We start from the raw sequence: 25,763 nt of genomic DNA, 5'->3' as shown, positions 1-25,763 counted from the left end.
TCCCGCTATGAAAACACGATACCTCGCCGCCGGCGTGGCGCTCGCGTGCGCGTTGATCATGCCTGCGAGTCACGCCTCCATTTCCCTGAGCGCTACGCGCGTTATTTTTGACGGCAAGAACAAGGAGGCGTCCATTGTCGTCAATAACGACGGTTCGGAAGTCCTTATCCAGTCCTGGCTCGATCCGCTCGACGACGCTAATAGCAAAGCGCCGCCTTTCGCGGTGACCCCGCCGCTTGCCAAAGTGCCCGCGAAACGGCAGCAACTGCTCCGCGTGCTTTATGAGGGTGTCGGCGTGCCGCCCGATCGGGAGTCCGCGTTGTGGTTGAACGTTCAGGAAATTCCACAGGATGCTGCTGCCGAAAACGTCCTGCAACTGGCGGTGCGTCAGCGAATCAAGGTCTTCTACCGGCCGGCCGGCCTGAAAGCCGATCCGCAACAAGCGCCTTCGAGCCTGCAGTGGCGCCTCGAACGCGAATCGGGCAACGCCGTGCTCCATGTGACGAATTCGAGTCTGTACCACGTTACCGTGGTTGACGCGAAATGGCGCTCAGGCGGTTCAGACACATCCGTCATCGAAGCAAGAATGGTTGCGCCGGGCGGTACAGCGAGCATCCCGGTCAAACTGCCGGCCACTGCCACTGCTCCCGAATTGCGCTACGAAATCGTCAACGATTTCGGCGGACGGGAGCATTTCCGCGTCACGTTGCCTACCGGTCAGTCCGCCGCACCGGTAGCCGTCGAAAAGTGAAAGTTGATATGCCCGCAAGGCCGTCGAATATCGCCTCCGAATGATTCATCCGCGTTAGCTCCGATTCTTCCGCCTGACTCAAGAACGACCAAAGTGTAACCCCGATGCTCGACCGATCGCCCCAATCGCTGCACCGTAACCCCGCCGGATCGCTTGCGTTCGCCGGGATGCCGCGCGCAACGCCGCTCTATCTTGCGATGGGCCTCGTCGTTGTCAACAAGGCGCACGCGGGCACCGCGGATATGGTCGTAGCTCAGGTGGCTCCGGTGACGCTCGCGTTCAATACGAACTTCCTGCACGACAGTGGCCGTCCAGCCGATCTGTCGTCGGTGCTGGCAACTAACAACAGCGTGCCGCCCGGCACCTATCGTGTCGAAATCCAGGTGAACGGCGATCTCGTCACGCGCCGCGATATCGTGTTTCGCTTCGATGAGGCGAAGGGCAAAGTCGAGCCGTGCCTGACCGCGCAAATGCTTCAGGAATTCGGCGTCAACCTGCACGCGCTCAAGCCCGTGCCCGATGTAGCCGACGCAGCATGCGTTGACGTGGCGGCGGTGATGGATCAGGCCGCGGTGGATTTCGACGCTGGCCGGTTGCGGCTCGACCTCAGCATTCCTCAGGCATTCCTGTCGCGCACGGCGCGCGGCTATGTCGATCCTGCGCTGTGGGATGCAGGGGTGGCCGCCGGATACGTCAACTACCAGTTCACCGGCAACTACAACCGCAGCGGATTCTCGGGCGACGGCCGCAACTACTTCCTTGGTCTTCAGAACGGCATCAACATCGGCCGCTGGCGCTTGCGCAATGAATCGACGCTGAGCGGTGGCACGGGCGGCAAGCCGCAGTTTCACAGCAACCGCACGCTGATCGAACGCGACATCACGTCGCTGAAATCTCAACTCACGCTCGGCGAGCAATATACGGATTCGGCGCTGTTCGACAGCGTCCGCATTCGCGGCGTAGAGATCGGTTCAGACGACGCAATGCTACCGGACAGCGAACGCGGTTACGCCCCGGTCATTCGCGGGCAGGCGTTCAGCAACGCGGTGGTGGAGGTACGCCAGAGCGGCTACGTGCTGTATCGCGCCAACGTGCCGCCCGGCCCGTTCGAATTGACGGACATCTTCCCCTCGGGCTCGAACGGCGACCTGGAAATCACCGTGATCGAGGCCGACGGCAGCAGGCACGTCACGCGTCAGGCGTTCTCGAGCCTGCCGCTGATGTTGCGCAAGGGCCGCATGAAGTACAACTTCTCGGCCGGTCAGTATCAGGGCAGCCAGGATTCGGCGCCGATACTGGCGACCGGTTCGGTGGTCTACGGCGTGACGGACAACACGACGCTGGCTGGCGGCTTCCAGGCGTCGAAGGATTTTCAGGCATTCAACCTGGGTGTCGGCACCAACACACCGATCGGGGCGCTGTCGCTCGATATCACGCAGTCGATCAGCCGGGCGAAAGGCGTGCGTAACACGGGTCAGAGCGTGCGTGTGTTGTACGCGAAGACGTTCTCGCGCACCAACACGAACTTCACGCTGGCTGCATACCGCTATTCGACGGCCGGCTATCGGACGTTCAACGATCATGTCAGCGATGTCAACGACGCGAGCGGCTTTCAGGCCGCACGTAGCCGTTCGCGGATTGATCTGACCACGAGTCAGGATCTTGGCCCGCAGCGCAAATACGGCAGCGTTTATCTGAACGTCAGCCAGCAGACCTATTGGAATCAGCCTGGCTCGAGCCGAAGCGTCAGCATCGGCTACGGGAACAACTGGAAGCAGTTGAGCTACAACCTGAGCTTCACGCAATCGCGCGATACGCGAACCATCAACGCGGGAGCCAATACCCAGGTCATGGCGACATTGTCGATTCCGCTCGGTAACAAGGTGCGTTCGCCGCGCATATATTCGAACATCAGCCGCGATAGTTCCGGCGCGGCCAATGTGCAAACCGGTATGAGCGGCAGTTTCAACGAGCGCACGACGTACGCTGCGCAATCCGGATACGCAAATCAAGGTCGTGGCGTGACCGCCGGCGCGAGCGTGACGCACAACGCCGACATCGGTCAGCTGTCAGGCAGTTACAACTATGCGCGCGACTATCAATCCGCAAGCGTTGGGGCAACCGGCGCCCTCGTGATGCATCGTGGCGGCGTCAATCTGAGCCGCTCGCTCGGCGACACCTTCGCGTTGATGAAGGTGGAAGGGGCGAGGGGGGCGGACGTGAGAACGGAAGATGGCGTTCGGGTGGGCCGCAACGGCTACATGGTCGTGCCCTACGCACAGCCCTATCGCGTCAATACACTGCGTCCGGACACACGCAACCTCGGCGCGGACGTCGAATTGATCGATACGGCCAAACAGGTAGTGCCGCGCCGAGGCGCGGTGGTCGAGGCGGTGTTCAAGGCGAACGGCGGACGACGCGTGCAGTTCAATGTGACGCAGGCCGAAGGTCAGCCGGTGCCGTTCGGCGCGGGGCTCGAAGACGAGGCAACGGGCAAGCAACTCGGCATCGTCGATCCGAGCGGCAACGCGCTTGTGCTGCTGGAGCACGAGCAGGGGACACTGAAAGTCAAGTGGAAGGATGGACAGTGCGAGGCACCGTATGCGTTGCCGAAAGCCGAAGCTGGGAAATATTACGTTCGACAAACTTTACATTGCCGAGCATTTAGGTCTTCGTTGGGACGTGAATTTTGATAAAAATTAACTGCTGGCAATTACTTATGAAGAAGATATTTTATTTTCGAAGCCGGACTTGTCTGTTTGGTGATATTTTTATACTGGTATCATTAGTGATATTTTTCATAGCGCCGGCTTATTCTGAAAATTGCACCTTTCAACCCAACCAGGCCACAAAAGCACTAACGTTTACTGCACCGACTAACCTTCACGTACCGCGCGATGCATCGGTGGGAACAGTTGTGTGGGAAAGTCCGCGCCAGACAGTCTCGAATCCTGGGAACGACTACTCATGCGCGGCCAATCATATATGGGGATTGATCAACGCGGTTGGAGAAATTGCCAGTGCCGGCAGCGCCAGCTATTTACCTATCGGAAAAACGGGGCTCGCGTGGAGTATTCTGTACCGGTACCAGAATAATATAACCCTTCGGGATATCTCTTTGGGCGGGATTGAAAATTTCGCTGGGAAGTGGCAATTTGGAAACACTGCGTTTACTCTGAGGATAATAAAGATCGGATCAGTCGCCGCAGGGGCCAGTATTTCTGCGGGACTCCTGGGCTATGTTAGTATTAACAAAGAAATCAACGCTTTCACGATAAATGTAAGCAACCAGTCTAGTGTCGGTGCGCTCAGTTGCAAAACACCGGACGTTGTTGTGAAGATGGGCGATCAAAACCGTGTCGGGCAGTTCAAAGGCAGCGGCACCTCATTGGTGCCCGTCAACTTCTCGATCGGACTGAGGGAATGCCCCGAGGGCATCAGCAAGATTTCCTATTTGCTGAAAGCAAACACCAAAATCGTAGATACCGCTAAGTCAGTGGTCTCGCTCGACGCTGACTCGACAGCAAAGGGTGTTGGCATCCAAATTCTCGATGATGGCGGAAATCCCGCACCATTGAACAAGAATGTCGCATTTAATAACTATGATTCGGCTGGTGGGAATTTTAATATTCCACTCAGAGCGGCTTACCATCAAACGTCTTCGGCAGTGGAACCAGGCACGGCAAATAGTTCACTGAATTTCGTGATGAGCTACAACTAGTTCAACAAGAGCGTACATTTATTGGTAAGAATCCTACTCGAGCAACGCTATGCAATAAAACATCGCATCTGCTGCGGCCGATCACCCCACAGTGCGGCAGGCGCCGTCGACGAGTACTTAGATTGCGTGAGAGCGTGCAGTGCCACGCACGTGAGTGTGGCCATCGCGACACGAGCCGATGACGCGGCATGCCAGAAAAATAACTGATCGATATCAGGGATGTCACGGGTCAGCGGGAAGACGGATGGATATCGGCCGGAGCAAAGCTCGACCATCGATCGAATGATGAAGGCTATTATTAAAATACATTATGAAAACTACTATTGAAAATGACCGGGACGTGGGTATGGCTTTGCTCTCCACAATCACGATGCCGCTGGTCTCGTCGGTCGCCAGCGCCAACATATCCGATGGTTACATCGGTTCGGTCAGGAAGTGACTCAATACGTGAAGGCAACCGTAAAAATGTGCGACGTGAGCCTGACGTACGCCGGCAAGAAGATCGCGCTGCCGAACAACGAAACCGTGCGGCTTAAGGGCGTGAACAACAACGCCGGACGCTCGGTGTCGCTGCCTGGCATTTCGGTGCCGGTCATCTGCACGCCCACGCCGCTGATACTGGAAACACCCGAATTCCAGTCAGCATGGAAGCTCCCGGGCAAATACAGCAACAAGCTGACGATCACCTTCACGCCATCGGCGGCAAGCCTCTAGCACGACCATGGAAGCAGTGTTTCCCACACGCCCCCCAATCTGGCGCGGCCTTGTTCGAGCATGGATCGTCGTGCTGCTCACCGCATCGACCAGCGCGCACGCCGCGCACGTCTGCTGGAAGCCGATCTTCACCGGCGAGGAGCTTCGGTGGATTCGCGCCCATCCGGTCGTCCGTATCGCGGCCGAGGCGAACTGGCATCCGATCGATTACCTGCGCGACGGCAAACACGAGGGGCTCGTCGCCGGCTACCTGAACGCGATCTCGAAGATGACCGGGCTCACGTTCCAGGCGGTGCCTGGCACGGAATGGGGCCATGCGTTCGACGCGCTCGCGACCGGCAAGGTCGATCTGCTGCCCGGTGTGTGGCGCGAACTGGTTCCGGACCGCATCGGCGCCAGCTCGTTGATCAGTACCCCGTATCTGGTCGGGCGGCTCACTGCCGTGACACGCGACAACTCAGCGATGATCTTCAGCCTGCAACGGCTGAAGGGCCGGCGCATCGCGATCAAGGGGCGCGGTGCGGTCGAATACTTCATCCGTCATGGCGGTGTGCCGCTCGATGTGCTGACGTTCGACAGCGAGGCGCTCGCACTTGCCGCGGTCGCCCATGGCGACGCCGACGCCGCGCTCGGCGTCGATATCACGATCCTGCCGATCCTTCGTCGGCAGTTCCCGGGGCAGCTCTACATGTCCGGCATGCTGGTCGACCGTCCCGTCTCGCTGGCGATGCTCACGCGCGCCGATTTGCCGATCCTCGCGTCGATCATCGACAAATCGCTTGCCGCGATTCCGGTGAGCGAAACGGCAGCGATCACACGGGACCGCGTCGAGCTGGGCGACTACGGCAAACCGACGTTCCGCTCGATCCTGCATTACCGCGCGCCGCAGGTGGCCGCGATTGTCCTGGCGTTGCTGACGTTCGCGCTGCTCGCCGGCCTGTCCTGGAAATCGCGTGCCGCGGCGATTCGGAGCAAGCGCGACAAGGCGAAGTTCCTCGCCTTCGTCAGCCATGAGATCCGAATGCCGATGCATACGATCCTGTCGTCGCTGGAATTGCTGAAGCGTTCGCCGCTTTCCGGGCGGCAGGCCGACCGCGCGGAGGCGGCCACGTCCGCATCCGAAACACTGCTGACGCTGCTGGACGACATACTCGAGCATTCGCGTCTCGAGTCACGCAAGGTCACGCTTTTGCCGCAAGCGATCGAAATCGGGCCCTGGGTTCGGCAGACGGTCGACATGGTGCGCTGGCGGGCCGAGGAAAAGGCACTCGCGCTGGTACTGGATGTTGCCTGCCCGTCGCCATTGCACGTCGTGATCGATCCCGTCCGGGTACGCCAGGTCGTGCTGAACCTGCTCGCCAACGCAATCAATTTCACGTCGTGCGGTTCCGTCACGCTGAGCGTCGACTATCTGGCGTCTCGCCATGGCCGAAACGGAACACTGATCATCGCAGTGCACGACACCGGCATCGGCATTGCCCCCGACCGCGTTGCGCATATGTTCGACGCCTACTGGCAGGCGGACCGGTCGCCCAGTCAGCCGGCCAACGGCAGCGGGCTCGGCCTTGCGATATGCCGCGAACTAGTCGAGCTGATGCGCGGGACGCTCACGGTCGACAGCACGCAGCACGTCGAGACGACGATGACGGTGAGGTTGCCGGTCGCGACAGCAGAGCATGCGTCGCCGGTGCCGCCGGTCGAAGCGCTGCCGACACGGATCGATGCAACGATCGCGCACGACGATCGCGCGGCGCCGTGCATCCTGATCGTCGACGATCACGAGGCCGTGCGCTTTGCGTTGCAGGACCAATGCGAGGCGCTCGGTTGCGTCGGTATCGTGACCGGCACGGGCGGCGACGCGTTGCATCAGCTCGCGAGTGTGCACGTCGACATGGTGCTGCTCGACTGCAATCTGCCCGACATCGACGGCTACGCGCTCGCACGGATGATCCGCCAGGACGAGGCCGCGCGCAGGGCCAGGCACGTGCCGATCATCGCGATCTCGGCGGTCGCCGGCGACGCACACCAGATACGCTGCTTCGACAGCGGGATGGATGGCGTGCTCGGCAAGCCGCTGCGGCTGGCGGCGCTGCAGCAGATGATTGCGTTGTGGTGCCCGTCGTACGTGGGTGCGACTGTGGATGAATCGGCCGGATAGTCAGGCAATAGCAGGCCCGGCCTCCTGGCGTGCGACGGTCAAGCGCCGCCCGAGTCATGCTTAACTCAATCCGGCGCGGCCGTATCGGCGCGATGCAGGCGCAGCAATTCGTCATGAAGCGCCGCCGCATCGGGTGGCATCCCGTCGGACACGGTCAGCAGGCGGTGTTCGAGGTCGGCAGCCAACTCGCTCGTGGCGATATGGCCGGCGATGGCCGCGGCGCCCTTGACGCGGTGAGCCGCGCGGCGTGCGCGGTCGGCATCGCCATTCGACAACGCGGCGCCAAGCTCGGCCAGATCGGCGTCGACGCTTTGCCGGTAGATCGCGCGAAAGTCCGGTTTCTCCGGCGCCAGCGTTTCCGCAGGCGGCATGGCCGTGCCCGCTTCGACGCCCGGACACCACAGGTCGATCATCTGGCGCAGCGCGTCGAGCCGCAACGGCTTGCCGAGCACGCCGTCCATGCCGCTCGTAAAGCAGCGCTCGCGATGTGCATCGCCGGTCGACGCGGAGATCGCGATGATGGGCGTGCGCTTCTGCATCCGCCGCTGCTCGCTGTTGCGCATGCGCCGCGCGACCGTGTAGCCGTCGATGTCGGGAAGATCGCAGTCGAGCAGCACCATGTCGAACCGCGTGCGCTCGAACTGGTCGAGCGCACGCTCGCCGGTGCCGGCGACCGCCGATCGGCAGGCGAGCGCCTCGAACTGATGCGTGATCGCATGCTGAACCGCCTCGTGGTCGTCGACGACCAGAATCATTGCGCCTTCGCCGGTTCGAGGCGGCGTATCGGCTTCGAGCGGCGTGTCCGTGCGCAGCTGCGGCTGGGGCATCGGCGCTTGCGGTGGGTTCGAACCGGATGCCAACGCCCGCGTGGCGCGTCGCACCGGCAGAATGACGGTGAACACCGTGCCCTTGTCGGGGCTGCTGCTGACGGTAATCGCGCCTTTCATCAGGTCGACCAGTTCGCTGCAGATCGACAGCCCCAGGCCGCTGCCGCTCACACTGCGGCCCTTCGGCGCCTCGACGCGCTGGTAGGGCTCGAAGATGTTGCGCTGGGCTTCCGGTGGAATGCCGATGCCGGTATCGCGGACCTCGATCACGAGCGAGCCGGAGCGGCCCGGCCGGCTGTCGAGGTAATCAATGCGTAGCGCAATCGAACCGGCCGACGTGAACTTGATTGCGTTGACGAGCAGGTTCAGCACGATCTGGCGCGTACGTACCGGATCGATCAGCACGCACAACCCGGGCGGACACACGAGTTCGAGTGCGAGGTTCAGGCCTTTCTCGTCGATCCGCCAGCGCAACATGTCGGCGCTGCGCCGCGCCCATGGCTCGACGTGCGTCGGTTCGGGCGCGAGCGTCACGTTGTGCGATTCGAGACGGGAATACTCGAGCAGGTCGTCGAGCAGTGTCAGTAGCGACTCCGACGCGGCCAGCGCCGCGTTTGCACGTCCCGCCTGTTTCGGCGCCAGGTTCGAGCGCTGCAACAACTCGAGTGACGACAGGATCGTGTGCATCGGCGTGCGGATCTCGTGGCTGATGAACGCGACGAACATCGCCTTGTCGCGCTCGCTTCGGATGGCCGCGACGCGTGCGCGCCATGAAGCGAACGCAATGGCCGCCAGCGCGAGCAGGGTGGCGCCGGCCGCAGTAACCTGCCAGCGGCGATAGTAGAGGATCGACTGAATCGTCGGTTTGCCGTAGTCGGCAGATTCGGCCCATTCGTGCATGATCAGTCCGACTTCGCGCGCGGGGATCGCAGCAAGCGACTTGGCGACAATCGAGGCCAGTTCGGGCATGTCGGCGCGCGTTGCCATTCCAAGCGCGTACTGGTGATCCAGCAGGCCGCCCGACACGAACAATTCGTTCTGGAATTGGCGGTGTATGAGCGGAACAATCGACATGTCGGGGCCGACGGCGACGTCAGCGTCGCCATGGGCAACGGCGGCGAGCGCATTGTGTTCGTCGTCGAAAGTCTGCAACTTCAAGGGGACGCCACTCTGACGCATCGCGTTTTCGAGCCCGCCGCCACCCTTGATCGCGACGCGCTTGCCGGCAAGACTTCGGAGATCGGTGAACCGCTGGTTCAGCCGCCGGGACGTCACGACGAGCATCGTGCCCACGAAGTACGGCTGGCTCACGATGAAATCGTGGCCGTTTCGACGGCCGATGCGGTTCGTCCCGACATCGGGGGCGATGTCGATTATTCCGTCAGCCAGTGCGGTGTATTCGTTCGCCCAGGATACGTTGTCGACATATTCGAAATGCAATCCGCTGATCCGGGAGATTGCATCGAGGTACGACGGAATCATGCCGACGACCTGTCCATTCTCGCGAAACTCGAACGGGCGCCAACGCGTATCGGTAAAGGTGCGCACCACGGGATGGGCCGCAATCCATGCCTTCTCCCCGGGCGTGAACTGCGGCACGTCGTTCGCCCACCCGAGCACGGGCATGAGCAGGGCCATCAGGCAGGTCAGAACGGTGCGTCCCATTGAAGTCACCATGTTCACGTTCTTGCATCGCGAAAGCGGTCGGGGTTGATCGGAGCCGGTCGTGCCGCCTACGTGGCCGGGGCACGACCGTGCCGCTCCGGCAGCGGGGCGCCTCGTTGCGGCGCCGGCTTTGCATGCATTCGCGCAGACAGCCTGCGGCCGGGCTATCGCCGCGTCCCCCGTGCGGGGCATTCGATGGCGGACGGTGTGCAATGTCGGGCAAAGCGTAATGCGACCTCGGGGTTTCGGCGGTCGTCACTCGAGCGGCCGGGCGCAGCGACTTCGCTCGCCGAGGCGAGTACGACCCGCACCGGGCGGCGAACCCGTCATCATAGGGCGCGCCTTGCAGAGTCGCAATGCTGCGCCGGGCGGCAGTTCGTCACGCAACTGCGGGCCGTTCGCCTGCGATCGACGCCCGATTCCGGTCGCCTCGGCCGGACGGGTTAAAATTATCCAGAAAACCGGTAAGCTGTTTCCGGTAATCAATTGCATCGATGTCGGCGTGCGGGGCAAGCGCCGGTGCCAGTCCCGCATGGCCGCGTCGGAATAAAAAAGGGTAAGCAATGAGGCCAGAGCACCAGCCGATCCGTGTCGTGATTCTGGACGACCATGTTGTCGTCCAGCACGGGATCGCCAGTTACCTGACAGAGAAGGCCGGCATCGAGGTGGTGGCGAGCTTCGCGAAATCGCGCGACTTGATCCGCTGGCTCGAGGCGAATCATGCGGACGTCGTGTTGCTCGACTACACGCTCGGTCCCGGCGAGATCGACGGGCTCAATCTCGTCAAGCTGGTCAGTACGCGCTTCCCGGATTGCAGGATCCTGATGACGTCAAGCAGCGATACACCGGCAACCGTCAACATGACGATGCGGGCGGGTGCGCTCGGCTTCTTCAGCAAGAGCGAGGATCTCGGCGAGCTGGCACAGGCGATCCGTGTCGTCGCGAACGGCCGTCAGTACATCAGCGCAGAACTGTCCGTCAAGATCATGACGAGCGCGATGCCCGATCCGCGCCTCGCGGAGCAAAAGCCCGCGAGCGATGAACGTGCAACGGCGCCGGATGCGGGACTGTCCGTGGATTTGCGTCTCAGCCCGCGCGAGCATGAAGTGCTGCGTTGTTATCTCGCGGGCATGTCCGTGTCCGACATCGCGTCAAAATTTTCCAGAAGCCCCAAGACGATCAGCGCGCAAAAGCAATCCGCGTTTCGCAAGCTAGGTATTCGCAGCGACGCCGAGTTGTTTGCGTCCCGCAAGCTGCTCGAGGAGCATTGAGCGCATCGATCGGTGAATGATGCCACGGCCTGCTTACTTTTGATGCAATGAGTTTGCATCTCGTCCTTTACGCGAGCAGGCCAAGAAAATTCGAACGTGACCGGTGCTCATGAGCTTACACGAACTCGAAAAACCGATGTAAAGCCTGTTCGAGGATGAGAGCCTCGAAATCGTCGCCGACACCGGCTATAGCCTTTCCTTCCTCGTGCCCGGCAAGGTCCGGGACGCAAAGACCGCGCTGCAGTCGCGCACGGGCCGGGCCGGGCCGGGTGGGACGGCGAGGCGGTGCACTGGTTCTACCGGTGCGACGACAAGGACTGGGCGCTGTACCTGCGCTCGGTTCCGCATTCGGTGTACTGCATCGCGTCCGTGCAGTCGCTGCACGCGCTCCACATGCAGCAATATGAGGACGCTTCTCGGGTCACGCCGGAGCAGCAGGCGATCTACGACGCTGAGGAGGCGCAGCGCCGTGAGGAGGTGGAAGCGCAGCGCCGGCGCGACACGCGCAACGAGTCGCATCGCGCCCGATGCGCGTGCCGTCAGAACTTCACGCGCAGCCCGCTGACGAACGCGACCTGGCGATTCGTCGACGACGCGCTGCCGATGTTCGAGATCGCCGCGATCGAGCGATAGCCGCCCGCGGTTGCCGTGCTCGGATCGCCGGCCGCGAGCTGGTAGATGCCGGACAGGTAGAGATCGGTGCGCTTCGACAACGCATAGTCGAAACCGAGCGTGAACTGGTGCCAGCGCGGCTTCAGCGTCTGGCCGCCGGTGCCCGGCAGGCCGCTCGCGCGCCCGTCGGTGAACGTATAGACGCCAATCAGCGTGGCCGCCGGCGTGATCTGGTAACGCGCGTTCACGTCGTAGTTGTTGAACTTGCGCGACGAGCCGTCGAGATAGTCGAGTTGCGTGTGGCTCCACGCGAAGCCGAGCGTCGCGCGGCCGAGCGCGTAGTTCGCGCCCACCACGCCGATCTGCTGCTTGAGCACGCCGCCGTTCAGCCCGTAGAAGAATCCACCGCCGTAGTCGTTGCCGGTCGTGGAGGTCGCACCGCCCACCGCGCCGCTCGTATTCGACGTCGAATTCGGATGATTGATGCGCACATAGCCGGCGCCCACCGACAACGGGCCGTTCACGTAGTTTGCCGACGCGCCCCATGCGTTGTTGTTCGAGAACCCGGTGCCTGCGCCACCGTTGGCCTGGTTGCTGAATGCATAGAGCAGGTCGGCCGTGAAGCCGGCGATCGTGTCGCTGCGGAACTTCACCGCGTTGTTCAGCCGGAAGCTCTGGTTCATGTTGTCGTTGTCGCCCACGTGCGTGGCCGGCGACCAGAAGCCGGACCCCGAGTACTGCGCGACGAGGTCGGTGATCGGCTCGTACTGGCGGCCGAAGGTCAGCGTGCCGAGCCCCTTGCTCGCGAGGCCGACGTACGCCGAGCGGCCGAACAGGCGGCCGCCCTGGCCGAGCCCGCCGTCGCTCGGCCGGAACCCGCTTTCGAGCGTGAAGACCGCCTGCAGGCCGCCGCCGAGATCTTCCACGCCTTTCAGGCCCCAGCGGCTGCCGCTCAGCTTGCCGCTCGTCTGCTGGATGTTGCTCCCGCCACCCTGGTTGTTCGTATAAGCGAAGCCGGCATCGACGACGCCGTACAACGTGACCGAACTCTGCGCATGCGCGCTGACCGAACCGATCGAAACCAAACCCAGGACTACCGTTTTTTTGATCATGACTATCCTCTGTTTTTATGGGTACCTCAGTGAGGATCACGATGCTATTGACGACGATCGTGCCGACGAACGGTCGATCCGTGGTATGCAAATCGCTGCGCGGCCGATTTGCAATGTGTGTTGCCGCAAGCCCGGCATGTGCGCCGCGATCGCGTCCGCGACCCATGCTGCGGCGACCGCATCGAGTGAACGGCGTACGTCGAGCGCCGGATACGTGCGGACGCCGTCATATCGATCGATGAAATCGTTCGATGTGCGCAATACAGGCGGCCCGGCGCGCGATGTTTTTACGCAACGCCCGCTGTGCGACGAGCGGCCGATACGCTACGTGCGCCCGCATATCGATTCCGCAAAACGTTGGTAGGGCCGTGCGGCGCAGGACGGTAGAGTCGGGCATCCGGCCTTGGGCCGGCATGCTCCGGGAGCAGAAGGGCGTGCAAGCGCGCGTTCGCCCCGGCTGAACAACGAACACGGGAGCCGTTAGTCATGAGTCGCGATGTGCTGTTTTTGCTGGAACCGGGCTTTGCCGATCCGAAGCATCCGGGCCAGCGCTTCGTCTGTCCGCATGGACTGTCGATCGAGGGGCTGCTGGCGAGCGCGCCCGATCGTGCGGATCGAATCGATGTGAAACGCATCGGCTTCGAGCGGCCGCGGCACGCGGTGATCGACGCGCTCGACGATGCGCACCAGGGGCTGCCGGTTCTCGTGCTCGGCCGTGACCAGCCGGCGCCGGACGACGCACGGACGCTCGGCGACGTACGCTTCGTCACCGACGCGCGCCGCATCCTCGACCTGCTGGCCGAGCGCCACGGATTTCCGGTGCTGCATTGACGCGGCGGCTCTCACTTCCCGTTTGATCGACCGACAGGAGCACCCGATGTCGTCAATCTCGGCGGCGCGCCGCCGTTTGCTGCTTGCCGGCGCCGCGGTCGTGGCGGCGCCATGGGCCGCGAAGGCTGCATTCGCAGCGCCGGACGTCAACGCCGATCTCGCCGGCACCACGTTGCGCGTCGCGACCTACAAGGGCGGCTGGCGCGCGCTGTTGCAGGCAGCCGGGCTGGCCGACACACCGTACCGGATCGACTGGCGCGAGCTGAACAACGGCGTGCTGCACATCGAGGCGCTCAACGCGGATGCGCTCGACATCGGCTCGGGCAGCGAAATTCCGGCCGTGTTCGCCGCGCGCCAGAAGGCCAACGTGCGGCTCATCACCCGCGTGCGCGAAGACCTGAACAACCAGGTCACGCTCGCGCGCAAGGACACGCCGATCCGCAGCATCGCGGACCTGAAGGGCAAGCGCGTGGGGTACGTGCGTGCGACGACGTCGCACTACTTCCTGTATCGCCAGCTCGCGGAGGCGGGCCTGAGCTTCGACGACATCCAGCCGATCAACCTGTCGCCGACCGATGGCTTGTCTGCCTACGATCGCGGCGACATCGACGCGTGGGCGATCTACGGCTACAACGGCCAGCTCGCGCGCAATCGCTACGGTGCGCGCGTGCTGAAGACGGGGAAGGGCTATCTGTCGGGCAACTTTCCGGTCTATGCGAACCCGCGCACGCTCGACGATGTGCGCCGTCGCGCGGCGACGGGCGATCTGCTGCTGCGATTCCGGCGCGCGTATGCGTGGGCGAACGGGCATTTCCGCGACTATGCGCTCGTGCAGAACCGCGAGACGCGCGTGCCGGTCGCCGACCTCGTCGCGATGTTCGACCAGCGCAGCGAAGACTACGCGCTGCTGCCGGTGACCCCCGACGTGGTGGCGCAGCATCAGCAGGTCGCGGATGTGTTCGCGCGGATCGGTGTGCTGGATGGGCCGGCCAGGGTCGCGCCGCTCTGGGATACGTCGTTCAACGCGCTGGTCGAGGCGACGTGATCGGGGGCAATGAGAAGATCCCCAGGTGAGAGGGGGATTCAGGGTTCACGCGCATGTTGAAAGCGCGGTGTTCCCTGCGTGAGCGAGGCTTCACGCGCGGCGTGGGCCTCGTCGAAAGGTCTTGTGTGACCGGATCAGGCGAACGTCGTCGCGACCATGATGCCGAACACGACGCCGATCGCAATTCCGCAGAGCCGGCCGTAAATCGATGCGCGCACATTGTCGTCGAGCACGAACGGCGAGCGTTTGTGCTTCCATACCGTGCTGAATGCCACCGGGCGGGTCAGCAGGGCGATACACGCGAGCAGGACCGGCGTGGCGATGAGCATCGCGATGCGCTGTCCGTTCCAGTCGACGCCATGCATCGCCAGCGAAACGATCGCGGCAAGCGGAACCTCGACGCACAGGCCCAGCAACGAACCGTTGACGAATGAATCTCCGGGGGACTGAAACATGATCGGTCCTAGCGTTCGAATGATATCGGCGCCCGGCTCGAGCTCCCGAAGATAAAAACCATGGCCGTTGCCCACGGTCGGTCGACCGCGTTCGACATGAGCCAGGATGACGGCCGGATAGTACGGCAAATCATTGGCCCGTTGACGGTCATTCAAGCTATTTAACAAATGTCCCGGGCTGGAGCGCATTTTTATGCTGCATCGGGATATCGCGCCGTGATAAAAATCGGGCACCTGGTCGTTGTTGGCGCGAGTAGAGGCTGCGCGACCGACATGGCTGCAGCGCATTGCCGTTCCGGCACGAAATATGACCCTGGTCGGTTTCCGGATCGACCGGGCTTGTTCCGGAGCAGGGCACGGGTGGAATGAACCGATGGCAATGGCGAAGCGTCACCCCTCCAGTCGAACATGAGCGAATACAACGTTACGGGCAGTGACGCACCACGCGTCGGCGCGGCAAACGCGGAATTTTCAGCCGGCGTCGCCGCGCATCACGCCGGGCAGGCGGCGGATGCCGCACGGCATTACCGGACGGCGCTTTCGCTTTACCCCGATCACACCGAGGCGCTGAACAATCTCGGCATCCTGCTCGAAGCGGAAGGGAATGCCGGCGAGGCGGAACATTGCTACCGGCGGGCCCTCGAGATTCACGCCGGTAACGTGGACGCCTGTTTCAATCTCGGCCTGTTGCTTCACGACGGACAACGTTTCGCCGAAGCGGAAGCCTGTTACCGGCGCGTCCTGGCATCCAGTCCCGACCATGGTCCGGTGCTGCGCAGGCTCGGCCTGCTCCTGCAGCTCATGGGCCGTTACGCCGAAGCCGAACGCACGTTGCGCGATGCCGTGATCGCCCGTCCGGGCGACGCCGTGATTCATGCCGATCTGGCGACGCTGCTCCAGGCACTCGGGCAACTCGACGAAGCGGAGCGGCATTATCGGGAATCGCTCTCGTACGAGCCGAACGGCGTAGCGACGCACAATCTTCTCGGCACGTTGCTTCACAAGCGCGGACGATTGCCGGAGGCCGAGACGTGTTTCCGGCGTGCGGTGTCGCTGCAACCCGACGCTCGTGAAGCGCGAGGCAATCTCGGCAACGTGCTGTTCGAACAGCAGCGGTACGGTGAAGCCGAGGCGTGTTACCGCGAGGTGCTTGCGCACGATCCGTCGTTCGCGGAAGTATGGAGCAACCTGGGCCGTCTGCTGCATGACGCCGGCCGGCTGGACGAGGCCGCAACCGCCTTGAGACACGCGCTGACGCTCGATCACGATTGCGCGCCGACCCTGTTCAACCTGAGCCTGGTGTTGCTGGCGATGGGGCAGTACGAAGAAGGATGGCGCAACTACGAAGCGCGCTTTCAGCCTTCCTCGCACTGGGGCGACACTTCGGCGTATCGCGTGCTGGCAAGCTTGCCGGCGCCGCTCTGGCAGGGCGAACCACTCGACGGAAAATCGCTGGTCGTCTGGCCCGAGCAGGGGTTCGGCGATGTCGTGCAGTTCGCGCGCTATCTGCCGCTGCTCAAGCAGCGCGGATTGTCGACGCTGACGGTGGTGTGTCCGGCCGCGTTGACGAGCCTGATCGCGACGGTCGACGGCGTGGATCATTGTGTCGGGCTTGACGAGGCGGCGGCGCTTCCGGCGCACGATTACGCGATCCCGATCATGAGCCTGCCGTTGCACTGCGGAACGACGCTCGACTCGATACCCGCGACGGTGCCCTATCTGCACGTTCCTGCACCGCTCGTCGAGCGCTGGCGGAGCAGCGTGCCGGCGGCCGGCTTGAAGGTCGGGCTGGTCTGGGCAGGCGACCCCCGCCCCGACCAGGCGCAGGCACACGCGACGGACCGCCGCCGCTCGCTTCCGGCCCGCGCGTATCTGCCCCTGCTGCAGATTCCGGGCGTGAGTTTCGTGAGCTTGCAGAAGGGCGAAACGACCCGTCGGCAGATCGACACGATTCCGTCGTCGCTTCGTCCTGTCGATCCGATGGAGCACGTGCGCGACTTCGCGGACACGGCGGCGATCATCGCCCATCTGGATCTCGTGATTACCGTCGATACGTCGGTGGCGCATGTGGCAGGGGCATTGGGCAAGCCGGTCTGGATCCTGTCGCGCTTCGACGGCTGCTGGCGCTGGTTGGCGGATCGGGACGATTCGCCGTGGTATCCGCGGGCTCGGCTGTTTCGCCAATCGGAGCCGGGGCGGTGGAGCGATGTCGTCGAGCGCGTTGCGGGTGCCCTGGAGCATCTTTGTGCCGAACGGGACGCATTGCGCGTAACGGCGGTATCTCAGGAAGACCTGGATCGGCGGTTCTCGGCGGGCCTGCAGTTGTTTCCACAGCGCCGTCTGGCGGAGGCCGTCGCCTTTTATGATGCAGCGCTCTCGACGGAAACGGATCCGTTTGTGCGAGCGTACCTGCTGGGCTATCGGGCGCAGTCGCTCAACGGCCTCGGCCGGGTGGACGAGGCACTCGAACAGACCGATCTGGCGTTGCAACTCGATCCTGCGCAGTTGAGCGCGCTATGTACCCGGGCGTACGCATTGTTGCTGAAGCAACAATTTCAGTTGTGTCTCGAATGCTGCGACCGAGGGCTCGCATTCCATCCCGACCGGATCGAACTGCTGCACAATCGTACCGCCGCGTTGGCAGGACTCGTGCGCAATGACGCGGCGCTGGAGACGAGCGAACGCATCCTGGCGCTGAATCCGCACGATGCGCGGGCGCTCAACAACAGTGCCGTCATGCTCGACCGATTGGCGCGTTACGACGAGGCAGCTCAGCGTTACAAACGCGCGGTTGCGGTCAACCCGGACGAGCCCTGGGTGCTGGGCGCGTTGTTGACCGCGCAACTGCGCACGTTCGACTGGGACGGTCTCGACGGGTTGCGGGAGCGCATCGCATCTCGTGTGGCCGACGGGCGCCCGACCATCGAGCCGTTTCGCTACCTGGCCGTATGTGCCGATCCGCAGCAGCAATTGGATGCGGCCCGAATCTATGTCGCCCACCGCATCCCGAGGCCCGCAACGCCTTCGGCCTTTCGGTCGGCAGGCATGCCGCGCGGAAAGATCCGCATCGGCTATTTCTCATCGGACTTCCGCACGCACCCGATGATGGAGCTGATGGCTGACGTGTTCGAGCTGCACGACCGCGAGCAGTTCGAGATCCATGCATTCTCGTTCTTCGACGACCCGAATGATCCTGCGCAGAGGCGGGCGCGAGCGGCGTTCGATCGCTTCCACGATGTCGACGGCATGACGTCCGACGAGATCGTCGCCACCGCGCTGAACGAGACGCTGGATATCGCCATCGACCTGAACGGGCACACGATGGGTGCGCGGCCGATGGTGTTCGCGACGCGCATCGCGCCGGTGCAGATCGCCTACCTGGGATATCCCGCCAGTACCGGCGCAGACTATATCGACTACATCTTCGCCGACGAGGTCGTGATTCCGCGCACGCACCAGCCCTTTTATTCAGAAAAGGTCATTTACCTGCCTGGCTCGTTTCAGCCCAACGATCGACACCGCGAGCCGCCCGGCAGGCAGCTGGATCGTTCGGCCTACGGGTTGCCGGAGCACGGATTCGTCTATAGCTGCTTCAACGACCCCGTGAAGCTTCTGCCGTTAATGTTCGAACGTTGGGCCAACATACTCAAGGCTGTCGAGGGCAGCGTGCTGTGGCTCCACTCTCGAAACAGCGAAATCGCACGAGGCAATTTGCGACGCGAAGCCGCAGCGCGCGGGCTCGATCCCGGGCGGATCGTCTTTGCGCCACGCGTGCCGCTGGCCGACCACTTCGCGCGACAAGCGTGCGCCGATCTCTTCCTCGATACCGTTCCATTCAACGCCGGGGCCACCGCAAGCTGCGCGCTTTGGTGCGGGTTGCCGGTCCTGACGGTTCCGGGCGATACGTTTGCGAGCCGCTATGGCGCGAGTCTTCTGGCGGCGGTTGGCTTGCCGGAGTTGATTGCGCCGGATATCGATGCGTATGAGGCCATCGCAGTGGATCTTGCACGCTCGCCCGGCAGGCTCGGCGCAATCAGGCAAAAGCTGCGCGAGGCGAGGGACCAGTCACCGCTTTTCGACACGCGTCGATTCGTGCGGCATCTGGAGCAGGCATACCGCCTCGTATTGCAGCGATATGCCAGCGGTTTGCCGCCGGACACCTTCGATCTGGCGGTCGCGGATTGACAACGCCAAACGCGCCGGCGCGACGGATATCGGGGAAAAAGAAGCTGCTGGATAACGCGCAACAAAGATGATGGACAGATGGGTACTGTCTCATTGCATCACTTACGATCGGGGAATGGGATGTCGTTTGATGAGGAATTCAATGGCGTCGCGGCACAGGTGCGCGAGGCGGAGGCTGCCGGACAGTTCGACCGGGCGGCCGATTTTTTCCAGGCCCTGTTTGAAAAATATCCTCGTCGCGACGTCGTTCTAAAACCCTATCTGGACGCACTGTTGCGTCAGGGCCACGCAGGCAAAGCGCTCGAGGCTTGCGACCGCGCCATTGCCGCGACACCCGAGTCGACCGTTCCGTGGCGCGAAAGGGCGCTTCTCTGCTTCAATCACCTGAACGATCCCGCCGCCGCGATCGCCAGCTTGAAAGATGGACTGGCTGCGTTTCCGTTCAATGCCGAGTTGCATCTGATGCTTGCCGACGCGAGTTTCCAGATGCTCGACTTCGAGACGTCACGCCGGCATGGTTTGAAGGCGGCTGAATTCGGCGATCTGACCATCGCGTTGCGAGCGCGCCATCGATTCATTGAGGATCACGAAGGTGCCGTGAACATCGCGCGCGCCATTCTGGAAAGATACCCGCCCCCTGTGATTCTTTGGTGTGGATGAATGCGGTATGACCTGCTTCGAAATCGCAAGCATCCGGAATCAATTCACTTCGAGTCGTTCGATTTCGCGCTATCGAGAAGCAATTCGGGCGATGAATGGCAAACGTCAGGCAGTGTAGCAAACCGGTTGAGTGCTCGAGCGTGCTGCGTTGACAACACACACAAGCAGGATCGGCGTCCCGAGGACCTGCACGGCGTCAACGCCTCGCTTGACCAGGGCATGGCGGGCAGGGAAGGGGGACTGGATCCGCAGACGGGCGAGCTCGTCGCGGCGCCGATCGCCCGGTACGACGATCGGCTGCGCGTGACGCCCGTGGGCGTTTTTGCCGAGGCTGTCGAGCATCTTGAACGGATGCGCGAAGGCCGTTCATACGATCGGCATCCGGATCGGCGCGGGGGTGCCGCGGCCCCGCCAAGCAATTGATGCACATAGCGGACGACTCGTCGCCGGTCAGGAGATCTTGCGCACTTTCATCGCCATCATCTAAGCGCTGCGAGAATTGCCTTGTCTGATTCCAGCGCGCGCGGAATCTGCGCACGCAGTGCTTCGACGAAGGTCTTGATCTTCGCATCAAGGTATTGTCGCGACGCATATAACACATGCACGGTCAGCGGCTGCAGCGTAAAGTTGGGCAGGACGCGCACAAGCGCGCCGCGGCGCAGCTCAGGCAAGGCCGTCGACATCGGGACCGCCCCAATACCCGCACCGTGGCGCAATGCGATCGCGAGAGGTTCGGCGCCGTTGACCAGGAATGATGCTGGCGGCAGATGGAACTTCTCGTCGCCGTGCGGTCCATCGAATAGCCACACATCGGGCGGAAACAACGACGACACGATCGGCACACACTGATGTCCGACCAGGTCGGCAACTTCTCGCGGCGTACCGCTTTGCACCAGGTAAGACGGCGACGCGCACAACACGCTGTGCATCTCCCCGAGAGGGCGTGAAATCAGTGCCGAATTGGGGAGCATGGTTGCGCTCAGCTGCAGCGACACGTCGTAACCTTCGTCGATCATGTCCGGCACCTGCTGCGACAACGTGAGATCGACCGTCACCGCCGGATACTGTTTCCGGAACGCCACGATGGCCGGCACGATGTATGTCTGGCCAAAGCTCGTCGGGCTGTGAACGCGCAGGCGACCTGACGGCCGCGCCTGCGCGTCGGCCGCCTCGGCCTCTGCTTCGTCGATCGATGCGAGTAGCTGCTCGCAACGCCGCAGATAGCGCTCACCGACTTCCGTCAGCGCGACATGACGAGTCGAACGATTAAAAAGGCGTGCACGCAGATGCGTTTCGAGCGCACCGATCGAGCGCGACACGGATGACGTCGACGCTTTCATGTGCGACGCCGCGCCCGTGAAGCTACCAGCCTCCGCGACGCGTACAAATATCTTCATGTTCTGCAGAATATCCACGTTTCCCTTATAGTCGACTGGACGTGCTGGGGCATCCGGGTGGTACCGACATCAGTCCCGCTGGCGCAGACACGTGCGCCCAAAAATGCAATCGGATTGTCGTCATTGAATCCGCCGCCGAATATTACGCATTCCTATACAAGTGACTCACTCAATCGTGGTTAGATGATCATCTGGAACTCGACCGATGACGTTCGGGATCGAGCGCCGGCGGAACGATATCTCGAACGGCGCGATGGACTCCAACGGATCAGCGATGCGGTGGCACATAGCGAAGGGTCCGGCGGCGGCTGTCATGAAGGCGCGGTACACCACTGCCAGAAGTTGTGATCGGCGGATTCGCAGGGTTCCAGCGGAAGCCATTGCCGGCGCATGTCGAGATGCGACTGGAGCATCAAGCTGGCCGGCGCGACGGCGAAGTCGAGCACACATCGGGGCGTGGACAAAACGGCGGCCGCAACGTGCCATCGACAACCGTTCTTCCAGGGCATCGTTCCAGATCGGCAATGACGACCCGACCTGCGTATGCGAGGGGAATTCAGCCTTCGCGGGTATGCTGCAGGTTGTTTTGCAGCGAACGAATACTCCGCGATCGCTCCATTCGGATCAAGGGTTAACGTGCATCATTTCCGTACTTCGAAATTAAGTCATGTCGCCGCCTGACGGTGTCGCGACAACGTCGACTTCAACTGGCAGTTGTCCTGGGGGATGGCGGGCAGAGAAGGGGTACTGGATCCGCAAACGGACGAACTCGTCGCAGCGCCGATCGTCTGGTACGACGATCAACTGCGTGTGACGCCCGTGGGAGTTTTTGCCGAGGCTGTCGAGCGGCTCGAGTGGCTCGAGCGGACGTGCGACGGCCGTTCATACGGTCGGTCACCGACACGTCTGGGCAGTACCTGAGACATATTTGGTTGAGTCCGCTGAAACGACGCGACGCTTGCGACGAGACGTTTTGTCGAGGGCAAGGAGCGTGGCTGACCTGCATTGGTTTGTTCGGATGAAAGCCATCCCGATACTCGATCGACGATAACCAGAAGATCGGCTTTAATCATCCGACATCATTCTTCGACGAAATTCCTGTCCTTTCGAATCAGTTCGCCCTCTATCGAGCGCTTGTCGATTGGAGTCTGACAAGGTGGCCGAAGCCAGCTAGACAAGGCGTTGTTGTCCAGCAGCACGACGTCTCAGGCTCGAAACGTTCGGGCACGCAGTCGAATCTTGGCTGAAAATTCGTGATCCATATCATTTTTCACTTCACCTGTCAGCGTAACGAACGCCAGGTGTCGATGAATTCCCTCGTTTCGCTGCTGGCACTGATGAACCTTGGAGCAGGTGCCACCGCGCACCGTCACCTTACGTTTCGTCGACGTAACGTTTTCATATCTTTCAACGCTCTCCCGTTTGCATTGTTACCGGGCCGCTTCGGTGGAACGGAGACTGGCACCGTTAATGCATGCGTGACCGACGTAGCGATCAGCGAGCCTGCGGCTGCACTTTCGACATCCGTCTCAGTGGTCGGCTGTTTCGAGGTGTAGCGGTGGTCTTCACACTCGGGCCGATGTGACCGATGACACGGACGGTTCATTCGTCAGCCGAGCGACGATGCGTGGAGCTATTCGTATGAGGTTGTATCAGGCACGCATACCGCTGCGGTGCGCGTCTGCCTGACACTCAAGGTGCACACGAGGCGTCTTTCCCAATCGCACACCCCGGTTCTCAGTCAGAGGTCAGTGAAAGGAGTTCTCCAATGAAAGCCTCGCTCAAGGTTACTGCGGCGTGTGCCGCGATTTCGTCCGTGATTGCATTGACGGGCACCGTCTGGAGCGCCGGAATCCCGAGTGCTTCCGTCCCGCACGCGCGCGTTACGCCTCCACCACGCACGGTTGTAGCGACCGAGATTATGCCCGGCGTGCCGGAGGAAGGGAAACGCCATGCCGAGCGCGAGCATGGCAGGGGACCGAACTTCAAGGAAGGCAAACATCGCCTGAGCAACGGCAACTTTCAGCGCGACTAGGCGCGCAGGAGATCACCATGAAGAAGCTCATTCTCGCGTGGGTGCTGGTACTCGGGCTCGCCTTTGCCCAGATGCCGTCGCCCATGTTCGCGCAGACCACCACGGCGAAAGTCCTGGTGCTCTATGATGCCCCACCAAACGACGCGTACTCGAAACTCGGTCTGGCGTACGCGATCATGCTGCGCAACCTGCTTGGCCATTTCAACACCAATGTCACGCTTGCGCCCGTCGACAGCTATACGGCCGGAACTGTCGAAAAGTATCAGGCGACTTTCTATCTCGGGGACTATTACAACAACACGATTCCGTCCGCTTTTCTCGCTGACGTCGTCAAGACGTCAAAGACGGTGGTGTGGTTCAAGAACAACCTGTGGGAGGTCGCATGGGATCCCTCGTACAACTTCACGGCCCGCTATGGATTCACTTTCACCGGGATAAGTGGACTGGCCAACACGCCAACGAGCAGCAACCCGAACCCGAACTTCTTCGACACGGTGCTTTACAAGAACATGAGCATGGTCAAGTACTATGCGTTCAACGCCAGCACCGGCGTGGTTAGCGCGGATCCGGACATTGGCGTCACTGCGGTGTCCGATGCGACAAAGGCCAATGTCCTTGTCACCATCAAGAACAGTCAGACGGGTGCGCAGGCGCCGTACGTCATGCGCGCGGGCAATTTCTGGTACTTCGCCGACGTGCCGTTCTCGTACATCGGGCCACGCGACCGGTACCTGGTGATTTGTGATCTGCTGCATGACATTCTCGGGACCAACCAGCCGGTGCTGCATCGCGCGATGGTGCGTCTTGAAGACGTCAACGCGTTCACGACCACGTCGTCGATGAAGACGCTGACCGACTACATGTATTCAAAGCGCATACCGTTTTCTATCGCGACCATTCCGCGGTACGAAGACCCGCTTGGCGCCTATAACAACGGCGTGCCGCTGACGGTACACCTCGCGCAGGCGACCGGTCTCAAGCAATCCCTCAATTACGCGCTGGCCCGAGGCGGCAAGGTCCTGATGCACGGCTACACGCATCAGTACAATTCAACGCCGAATATTGTCAACGCGGTGAGCGGCAATGACTACGAGTTCTGGCTTGCCACGCAGAACCGCCCCGTGGACGAAGATTCGACACAGTGGGCTTCGGCTCGTCTGAGCGCGGGCCTGCAGGAATTTTCGTCGAATGGCTATGTTCCCTTTGCATGGGAGGCGCCGCACTACCAGTCTTCGCCCCTTTCCATCAAGGCCGTTCCGCCGCTATTCAAGACAACCTATCAGCGGGCCGTCTACTACACGTCAGATCAGCCGAACCTGAATTCGACCGCACCGAATCACGACTTTTCGGTCGGTCAGTTCTTCCCGTATATCATCAACAGCGACTATTACGGGCAACGGGTGCTGCCCGAGAACCTCGGGAACATCGAATACAACATTTGCAACATTGATCCGTCCTCGTGTCTGGCATACACGTGGCAGGATCTCTACACCAATGCGCAGTACGCACTGACGGTCCGGGATGGTTTCGCATCCTTCTTCTTCCATCCATTCTGGCTTGAGCCCGATCTCGGCACGCCCGGCCTGCAGGATTTGCAGAGCCTCGTGAGCGGGATAACCGGTCTCGGCTTCCAGTGGGTTGCTGCGTACGACGCCAAGTAGTGTTGATGTTCAGCCAGAATTGACCGTAAGCGGTGCAGTACTGGCGTCCATCCAATGATGTTCTGAGCGAGGAGCATAGGTGTCGACCTCATTTTGTGAGGTCGACACCTGTATCCACGACGAACGCCACCGAGAACATCGACTCGCAGTTGCGCAGGATCATCGCGACCCGAGGACACTTCCGGACCGACGAGACAGCCGCGAACCTCATCTGACTGGCGCTGCGCAACATCACTTCCGATTGAGGGCGTGCGGCTCATGACTGGAAGGCGGCTGTGAATCAGGTCGCCATCTTCTAAGACGATCGATTCGTTCGACCGGCCGTGTAGCGCTCACAGCGGACACGGCATATTCAGACGGACGAGCTCGTACGGCGCTGCACTCGGCAGATGCTGCAAATAGCCCATACCCAAGAGAGGTGGAGAACTTTCAACCAGGAATTGCGGACGCGATTGTTTTACGGCGCTTCTACTACTTTACATAATGCGTATGATCAACATTTTTGGTTGTAGTGGCTAGATTGAAATGTCCGCTTTGGGGGTGCGGCTAAAATCTTGGACTGGTTTATGCCGCGAGTCCGAGGCTCTCCCGGTATTCGAGCGGGCTCAGTGAGCCAAGCGAGATCTTAATCCGCTTGGCGTTGTACCAGCGGATGTAAGAGTC

Annotated in this window: 19 protein-coding genes and 2 pseudogenes; 16 read left to right on the top strand and 5 right to left on the bottom strand. The window is 61.8% G+C overall.

Annotated elements, in window-relative coordinates; translation table 11 throughout:
* Nucleotides 1–7 precede the first annotated feature (7 nt).
* From G3N93_RS05665 to G3N93_RS05645, 5 genes and pseudogenes are all read left to right on the top strand, one after another.
* The gene (locus tag G3N93_RS05665) at nucleotides 8–751 is read left to right on the top strand and encodes a molecular chaperone (protein ID WP_206132478.1); all 744 of its coding nucleotides are present in this window, start codon (nucleotides 8–10) and stop codon (nucleotides 749–751) included.
* 104 nt (nucleotides 752–855) lie between these two features.
* Nucleotides 856–3,444, top strand: coding sequence for a fimbria/pilus outer membrane usher protein (locus tag G3N93_RS05660; RefSeq protein ID WP_206132477.1), 2,589 nt, complete (start codon nucleotides 856–858; stop codon nucleotides 3,442–3,444).
* Between the two features lie 26 nt (nucleotides 3,445–3,470).
* The gene (locus G3N93_RS05655; protein ID WP_206132476.1) at nucleotides 3,471–4,472 is read left to right on the top strand and encodes a fimbrial protein; all 1,002 of its coding nucleotides are present in this window, start codon (nucleotides 3,471–3,473) and stop codon (nucleotides 4,470–4,472) included.
* A gap of 477 nt (nucleotides 4,473–4,949) precedes the next feature.
* Nucleotides 4,950–5,186 (top strand): annotated as a pseudogene (locus tag G3N93_RS05650) (CfaE/CblD family pilus tip adhesin); the annotation flags it as partial.
* 70 nt (nucleotides 5,187–5,256) lie between these two features.
* The gene (locus tag G3N93_RS05645) at nucleotides 5,257–7,344 is read left to right on the top strand and encodes an ATP-binding protein (RefSeq protein WP_307873392.1); all 2,088 of its coding nucleotides are present in this window, start codon (nucleotides 5,257–5,259) and stop codon (nucleotides 7,342–7,344) included.
* A 65-nt stretch (nucleotides 7,345–7,409) separates the two neighbouring features.
* On the opposite strand, the gene G3N93_RS05640 is transcribed toward G3N93_RS05645, so the two are convergent.
* The gene (locus G3N93_RS05640) at nucleotides 7,410–9,836 is read right to left on the bottom strand and encodes an ATP-binding protein (RefSeq protein WP_277396521.1); all 2,427 of its coding nucleotides are present in this window, start codon (nucleotides 9,834–9,836) and stop codon (nucleotides 7,410–7,412) included.
* A 563-nt stretch (nucleotides 9,837–10,399) separates the two neighbouring features.
* Here G3N93_RS05640 and cblR point away from each other — a divergent pair.
* Nucleotides 10,400–11,107 carry a cable pilus system response regulator transcription factor CblR gene (cblR, locus tag G3N93_RS05635; protein WP_206132473.1) on the top strand — a complete coding sequence of 236 codons (708 nt, stop codon included), beginning with the start codon at nucleotides 10,400–10,402 and terminating at the stop codon, nucleotides 11,105–11,107.
* Nucleotides 11,108–11,392: 285 nt separating this feature from the next.
* On the top strand, nucleotides 11,393–11,740 hold the full coding sequence (locus G3N93_RS05630) for a hypothetical protein (RefSeq protein ID WP_206132472.1): 348 nt from the start codon (nucleotides 11,393–11,395) through the stop codon (nucleotides 11,738–11,740).
* Here G3N93_RS05630 and G3N93_RS05625 read toward each other — a convergent pair.
* Complete coding sequence (locus G3N93_RS05625; protein WP_206132471.1) at nucleotides 11,647–12,831, bottom strand: porin; 1,185 nt, start codon at nucleotides 12,829–12,831, stop codon at nucleotides 11,647–11,649. The genes G3N93_RS05630 and G3N93_RS05625 overlap by 94 nt on opposite strands.
* On the opposite strand from G3N93_RS05625, the gene G3N93_RS05620 reads away from it, so the two are divergent.
* From G3N93_RS05620 to G3N93_RS05610, 3 genes are all read left to right on the top strand, one after another.
* Nucleotides 12,830–13,195, top strand: coding sequence for a hypothetical protein (locus G3N93_RS05620; RefSeq protein WP_206132470.1), 366 nt, complete (start codon nucleotides 12,830–12,832; stop codon nucleotides 13,193–13,195). The two genes, G3N93_RS05625 and G3N93_RS05620, sit on opposite strands and share 2 nt — an antisense overlap.
* A 122-nt stretch (nucleotides 13,196–13,317) precedes the next feature.
* Nucleotides 13,318–13,662 carry a DUF3088 domain-containing protein gene (locus G3N93_RS05615; protein ID WP_206132469.1) on the top strand — a complete coding sequence of 115 codons (345 nt, stop codon included), beginning with the start codon at nucleotides 13,318–13,320 and terminating at the stop codon, nucleotides 13,660–13,662.
* A 46-nt stretch (nucleotides 13,663–13,708) separates the two neighbouring features.
* Nucleotides 13,709–14,707, top strand: coding sequence for an ABC transporter substrate-binding protein (locus tag G3N93_RS05610; protein WP_206132468.1), 999 nt, complete (start codon nucleotides 13,709–13,711; stop codon nucleotides 14,705–14,707).
* Nucleotides 14,708–14,841: 134 nt separating this feature from the next.
* Here the strand turns inward: G3N93_RS05610 and G3N93_RS41450 are convergent, their stop codons facing one another.
* Nucleotides 14,842–15,450, bottom strand: coding sequence for a hypothetical protein (locus G3N93_RS41450; RefSeq protein ID WP_241026412.1), 609 nt, complete (start codon nucleotides 15,448–15,450; stop codon nucleotides 14,842–14,844).
* A 120-nt stretch (nucleotides 15,451–15,570) separates the two neighbouring features.
* Here G3N93_RS41450 and G3N93_RS05600 point away from each other — a divergent pair, with 120 nt between their 5' ends.
* The 3 genes from G3N93_RS05600 to G3N93_RS05590 all read left to right on the top strand — a co-directional run bounded on the left by G3N93_RS05600 (nucleotide 15,571) and on the right by G3N93_RS05590 (nucleotide 20,430).
* Nucleotides 15,571–19,347: a tetratricopeptide repeat protein gene (locus G3N93_RS05600; protein ID WP_206132467.1), complete on the top strand. Its 3,777-nt coding sequence runs from the start codon at nucleotides 15,571–15,573 to the stop codon at nucleotides 19,345–19,347.
* 120 nt (nucleotides 19,348–19,467) lie between these two features.
* Complete coding sequence (locus G3N93_RS05595; RefSeq protein ID WP_241026411.1) at nucleotides 19,468–20,007, top strand: tetratricopeptide repeat protein; 540 nt, start codon at nucleotides 19,468–19,470, stop codon at nucleotides 20,005–20,007.
* Nucleotides 20,008–20,430: a hypothetical protein gene (locus tag G3N93_RS05590; protein WP_206132466.1), complete on the top strand. Its 423-nt coding sequence runs from the start codon at nucleotides 20,008–20,010 to the stop codon at nucleotides 20,428–20,430.
* Between the two features lie 56 nt (nucleotides 20,431–20,486).
* Here G3N93_RS05590 and G3N93_RS05585 read toward each other — a convergent pair whose 3' ends face one another.
* A complete protein-coding gene (locus tag G3N93_RS05585) occupies nucleotides 20,487–21,422 on the bottom strand; it encodes a LysR family transcriptional regulator (protein ID WP_206132465.1) in 936 nt (311 codons plus the stop codon).
* A gap of 1,750 nt (nucleotides 21,423–23,172) precedes the next feature.
* Between G3N93_RS05585 and G3N93_RS05580 the strand changes: the two genes are divergently transcribed.
* The 3 genes and pseudogenes from G3N93_RS05580 to G3N93_RS05570 all read left to right on the top strand — a co-directional run.
* Complete coding sequence (locus G3N93_RS05580) at nucleotides 23,173–23,439, top strand: hypothetical protein (protein WP_174932940.1); 267 nt, start codon at nucleotides 23,173–23,175, stop codon at nucleotides 23,437–23,439.
* 17 nt (nucleotides 23,440–23,456) lie between these two features.
* Nucleotides 23,457–25,100 carry a DUF2334 domain-containing protein gene (locus G3N93_RS05575; protein ID WP_206132464.1) on the top strand — a complete coding sequence of 548 codons (1,644 nt, stop codon included), beginning with the start codon at nucleotides 23,457–23,459 and terminating at the stop codon, nucleotides 25,098–25,100.
* Nucleotides 25,101–25,210: 110 nt separating this feature from the next.
* Nucleotides 25,211–25,399 (top strand): annotated as a pseudogene (locus G3N93_RS05570) (IS256 family transposase); the annotation flags it as partial.
* Between the two features lie 265 nt (nucleotides 25,400–25,664).
* On the opposite strand, the gene G3N93_RS05565 reads toward G3N93_RS05570, so the two are convergent.
* Nucleotides 25,665–25,763, bottom strand: a 99-nt coding sequence (locus G3N93_RS05565; RefSeq protein ID WP_206132485.1) for an IS3 family transposase, incomplete at its 5' end; no start/stop codon positions are given.

The sequence above is a fragment of the Burkholderia sp. Se-20378 genome (genome assembly GCF_017104665.1).
GTDB classification, from domain to species: domain Bacteria; phylum Pseudomonadota; class Gammaproteobacteria; order Burkholderiales; family Burkholderiaceae; genus Burkholderia; species Burkholderia lata.
The sequence above is the reverse complement of the archived record's forward strand: the minus strand, read 5'-3'. Positions and strand labels throughout refer to the sequence as shown.

Bases quoted from the DNA above. Each gene is read 5' to 3' on its own strand.
- G3N93_RS05665 (WP_206132478.1), top strand. From the start codon at position 8: ATGAAAACACGATACCTCGCCGCCGGCGTGGCGCTCGCGTGCGCGTTG.
- G3N93_RS05660 (WP_206132477.1), top strand. From the start codon at position 856: ATGCTCGACCGATCGCCCCAATCGCTGCACCGTAACCCCGCCGGATCG.
- G3N93_RS05655 (WP_206132476.1), top strand. From the start codon at position 3,471: ATGAAGAAGATATTTTATTTTCGAAGCCGGACTTGTCTGTTTGGTGAT.
- G3N93_RS05640 (WP_277396521.1), bottom strand. From the start codon at position 9,836: ATGGGACGCACCGTTCTGACCTGCCTGATGGCCCTGCTCATGCCCGTG.
- cblR (WP_206132473.1), top strand. From the start codon at position 10,400: ATGAGGCCAGAGCACCAGCCGATCCGTGTCGTGATTCTGGACGACCAT.
- G3N93_RS05620 (WP_206132470.1), top strand. From the start codon at position 12,830: ATGACTATCCTCTGTTTTTATGGGTACCTCAGTGAGGATCACGATGCT.
- G3N93_RS05625 (WP_206132471.1), bottom strand. From the start codon at position 12,831: ATGATCAAAAAAACGGTAGTCCTGGGTTTGGTTTCGATCGGTTCGGTC.
- G3N93_RS05615 (WP_206132469.1), top strand. From the start codon at position 13,318: ATGAGTCGCGATGTGCTGTTTTTGCTGGAACCGGGCTTTGCCGATCCG.
- G3N93_RS05610 (WP_206132468.1), top strand. From the start codon at position 13,709: ATGTCGTCAATCTCGGCGGCGCGCCGCCGTTTGCTGCTTGCCGGCGCC.
- G3N93_RS41450 (WP_241026412.1), bottom strand. From the start codon at position 15,450: ATGCGCTGCAGCCATGTCGGTCGCGCAGCCTCTACTCGCGCCAACAAC.
- G3N93_RS05600 (WP_206132467.1), top strand. From the start codon at position 15,571: ATGAGCGAATACAACGTTACGGGCAGTGACGCACCACGCGTCGGCGCG.
- G3N93_RS05595 (WP_241026411.1), top strand. From the start codon at position 19,468: ATGTCGTTTGATGAGGAATTCAATGGCGTCGCGGCACAGGTGCGCGAG.
- G3N93_RS05590 (WP_206132466.1), top strand. From the start codon at position 20,008: ATGCGGTATGACCTGCTTCGAAATCGCAAGCATCCGGAATCAATTCAC.
- G3N93_RS05580 (WP_174932940.1), top strand. From the start codon at position 23,173: ATGAAAGCCTCGCTCAAGGTTACTGCGGCGTGTGCCGCGATTTCGTCC.
- G3N93_RS05575 (WP_206132464.1), top strand. From the start codon at position 23,457: ATGAAGAAGCTCATTCTCGCGTGGGTGCTGGTACTCGGGCTCGCCTTT.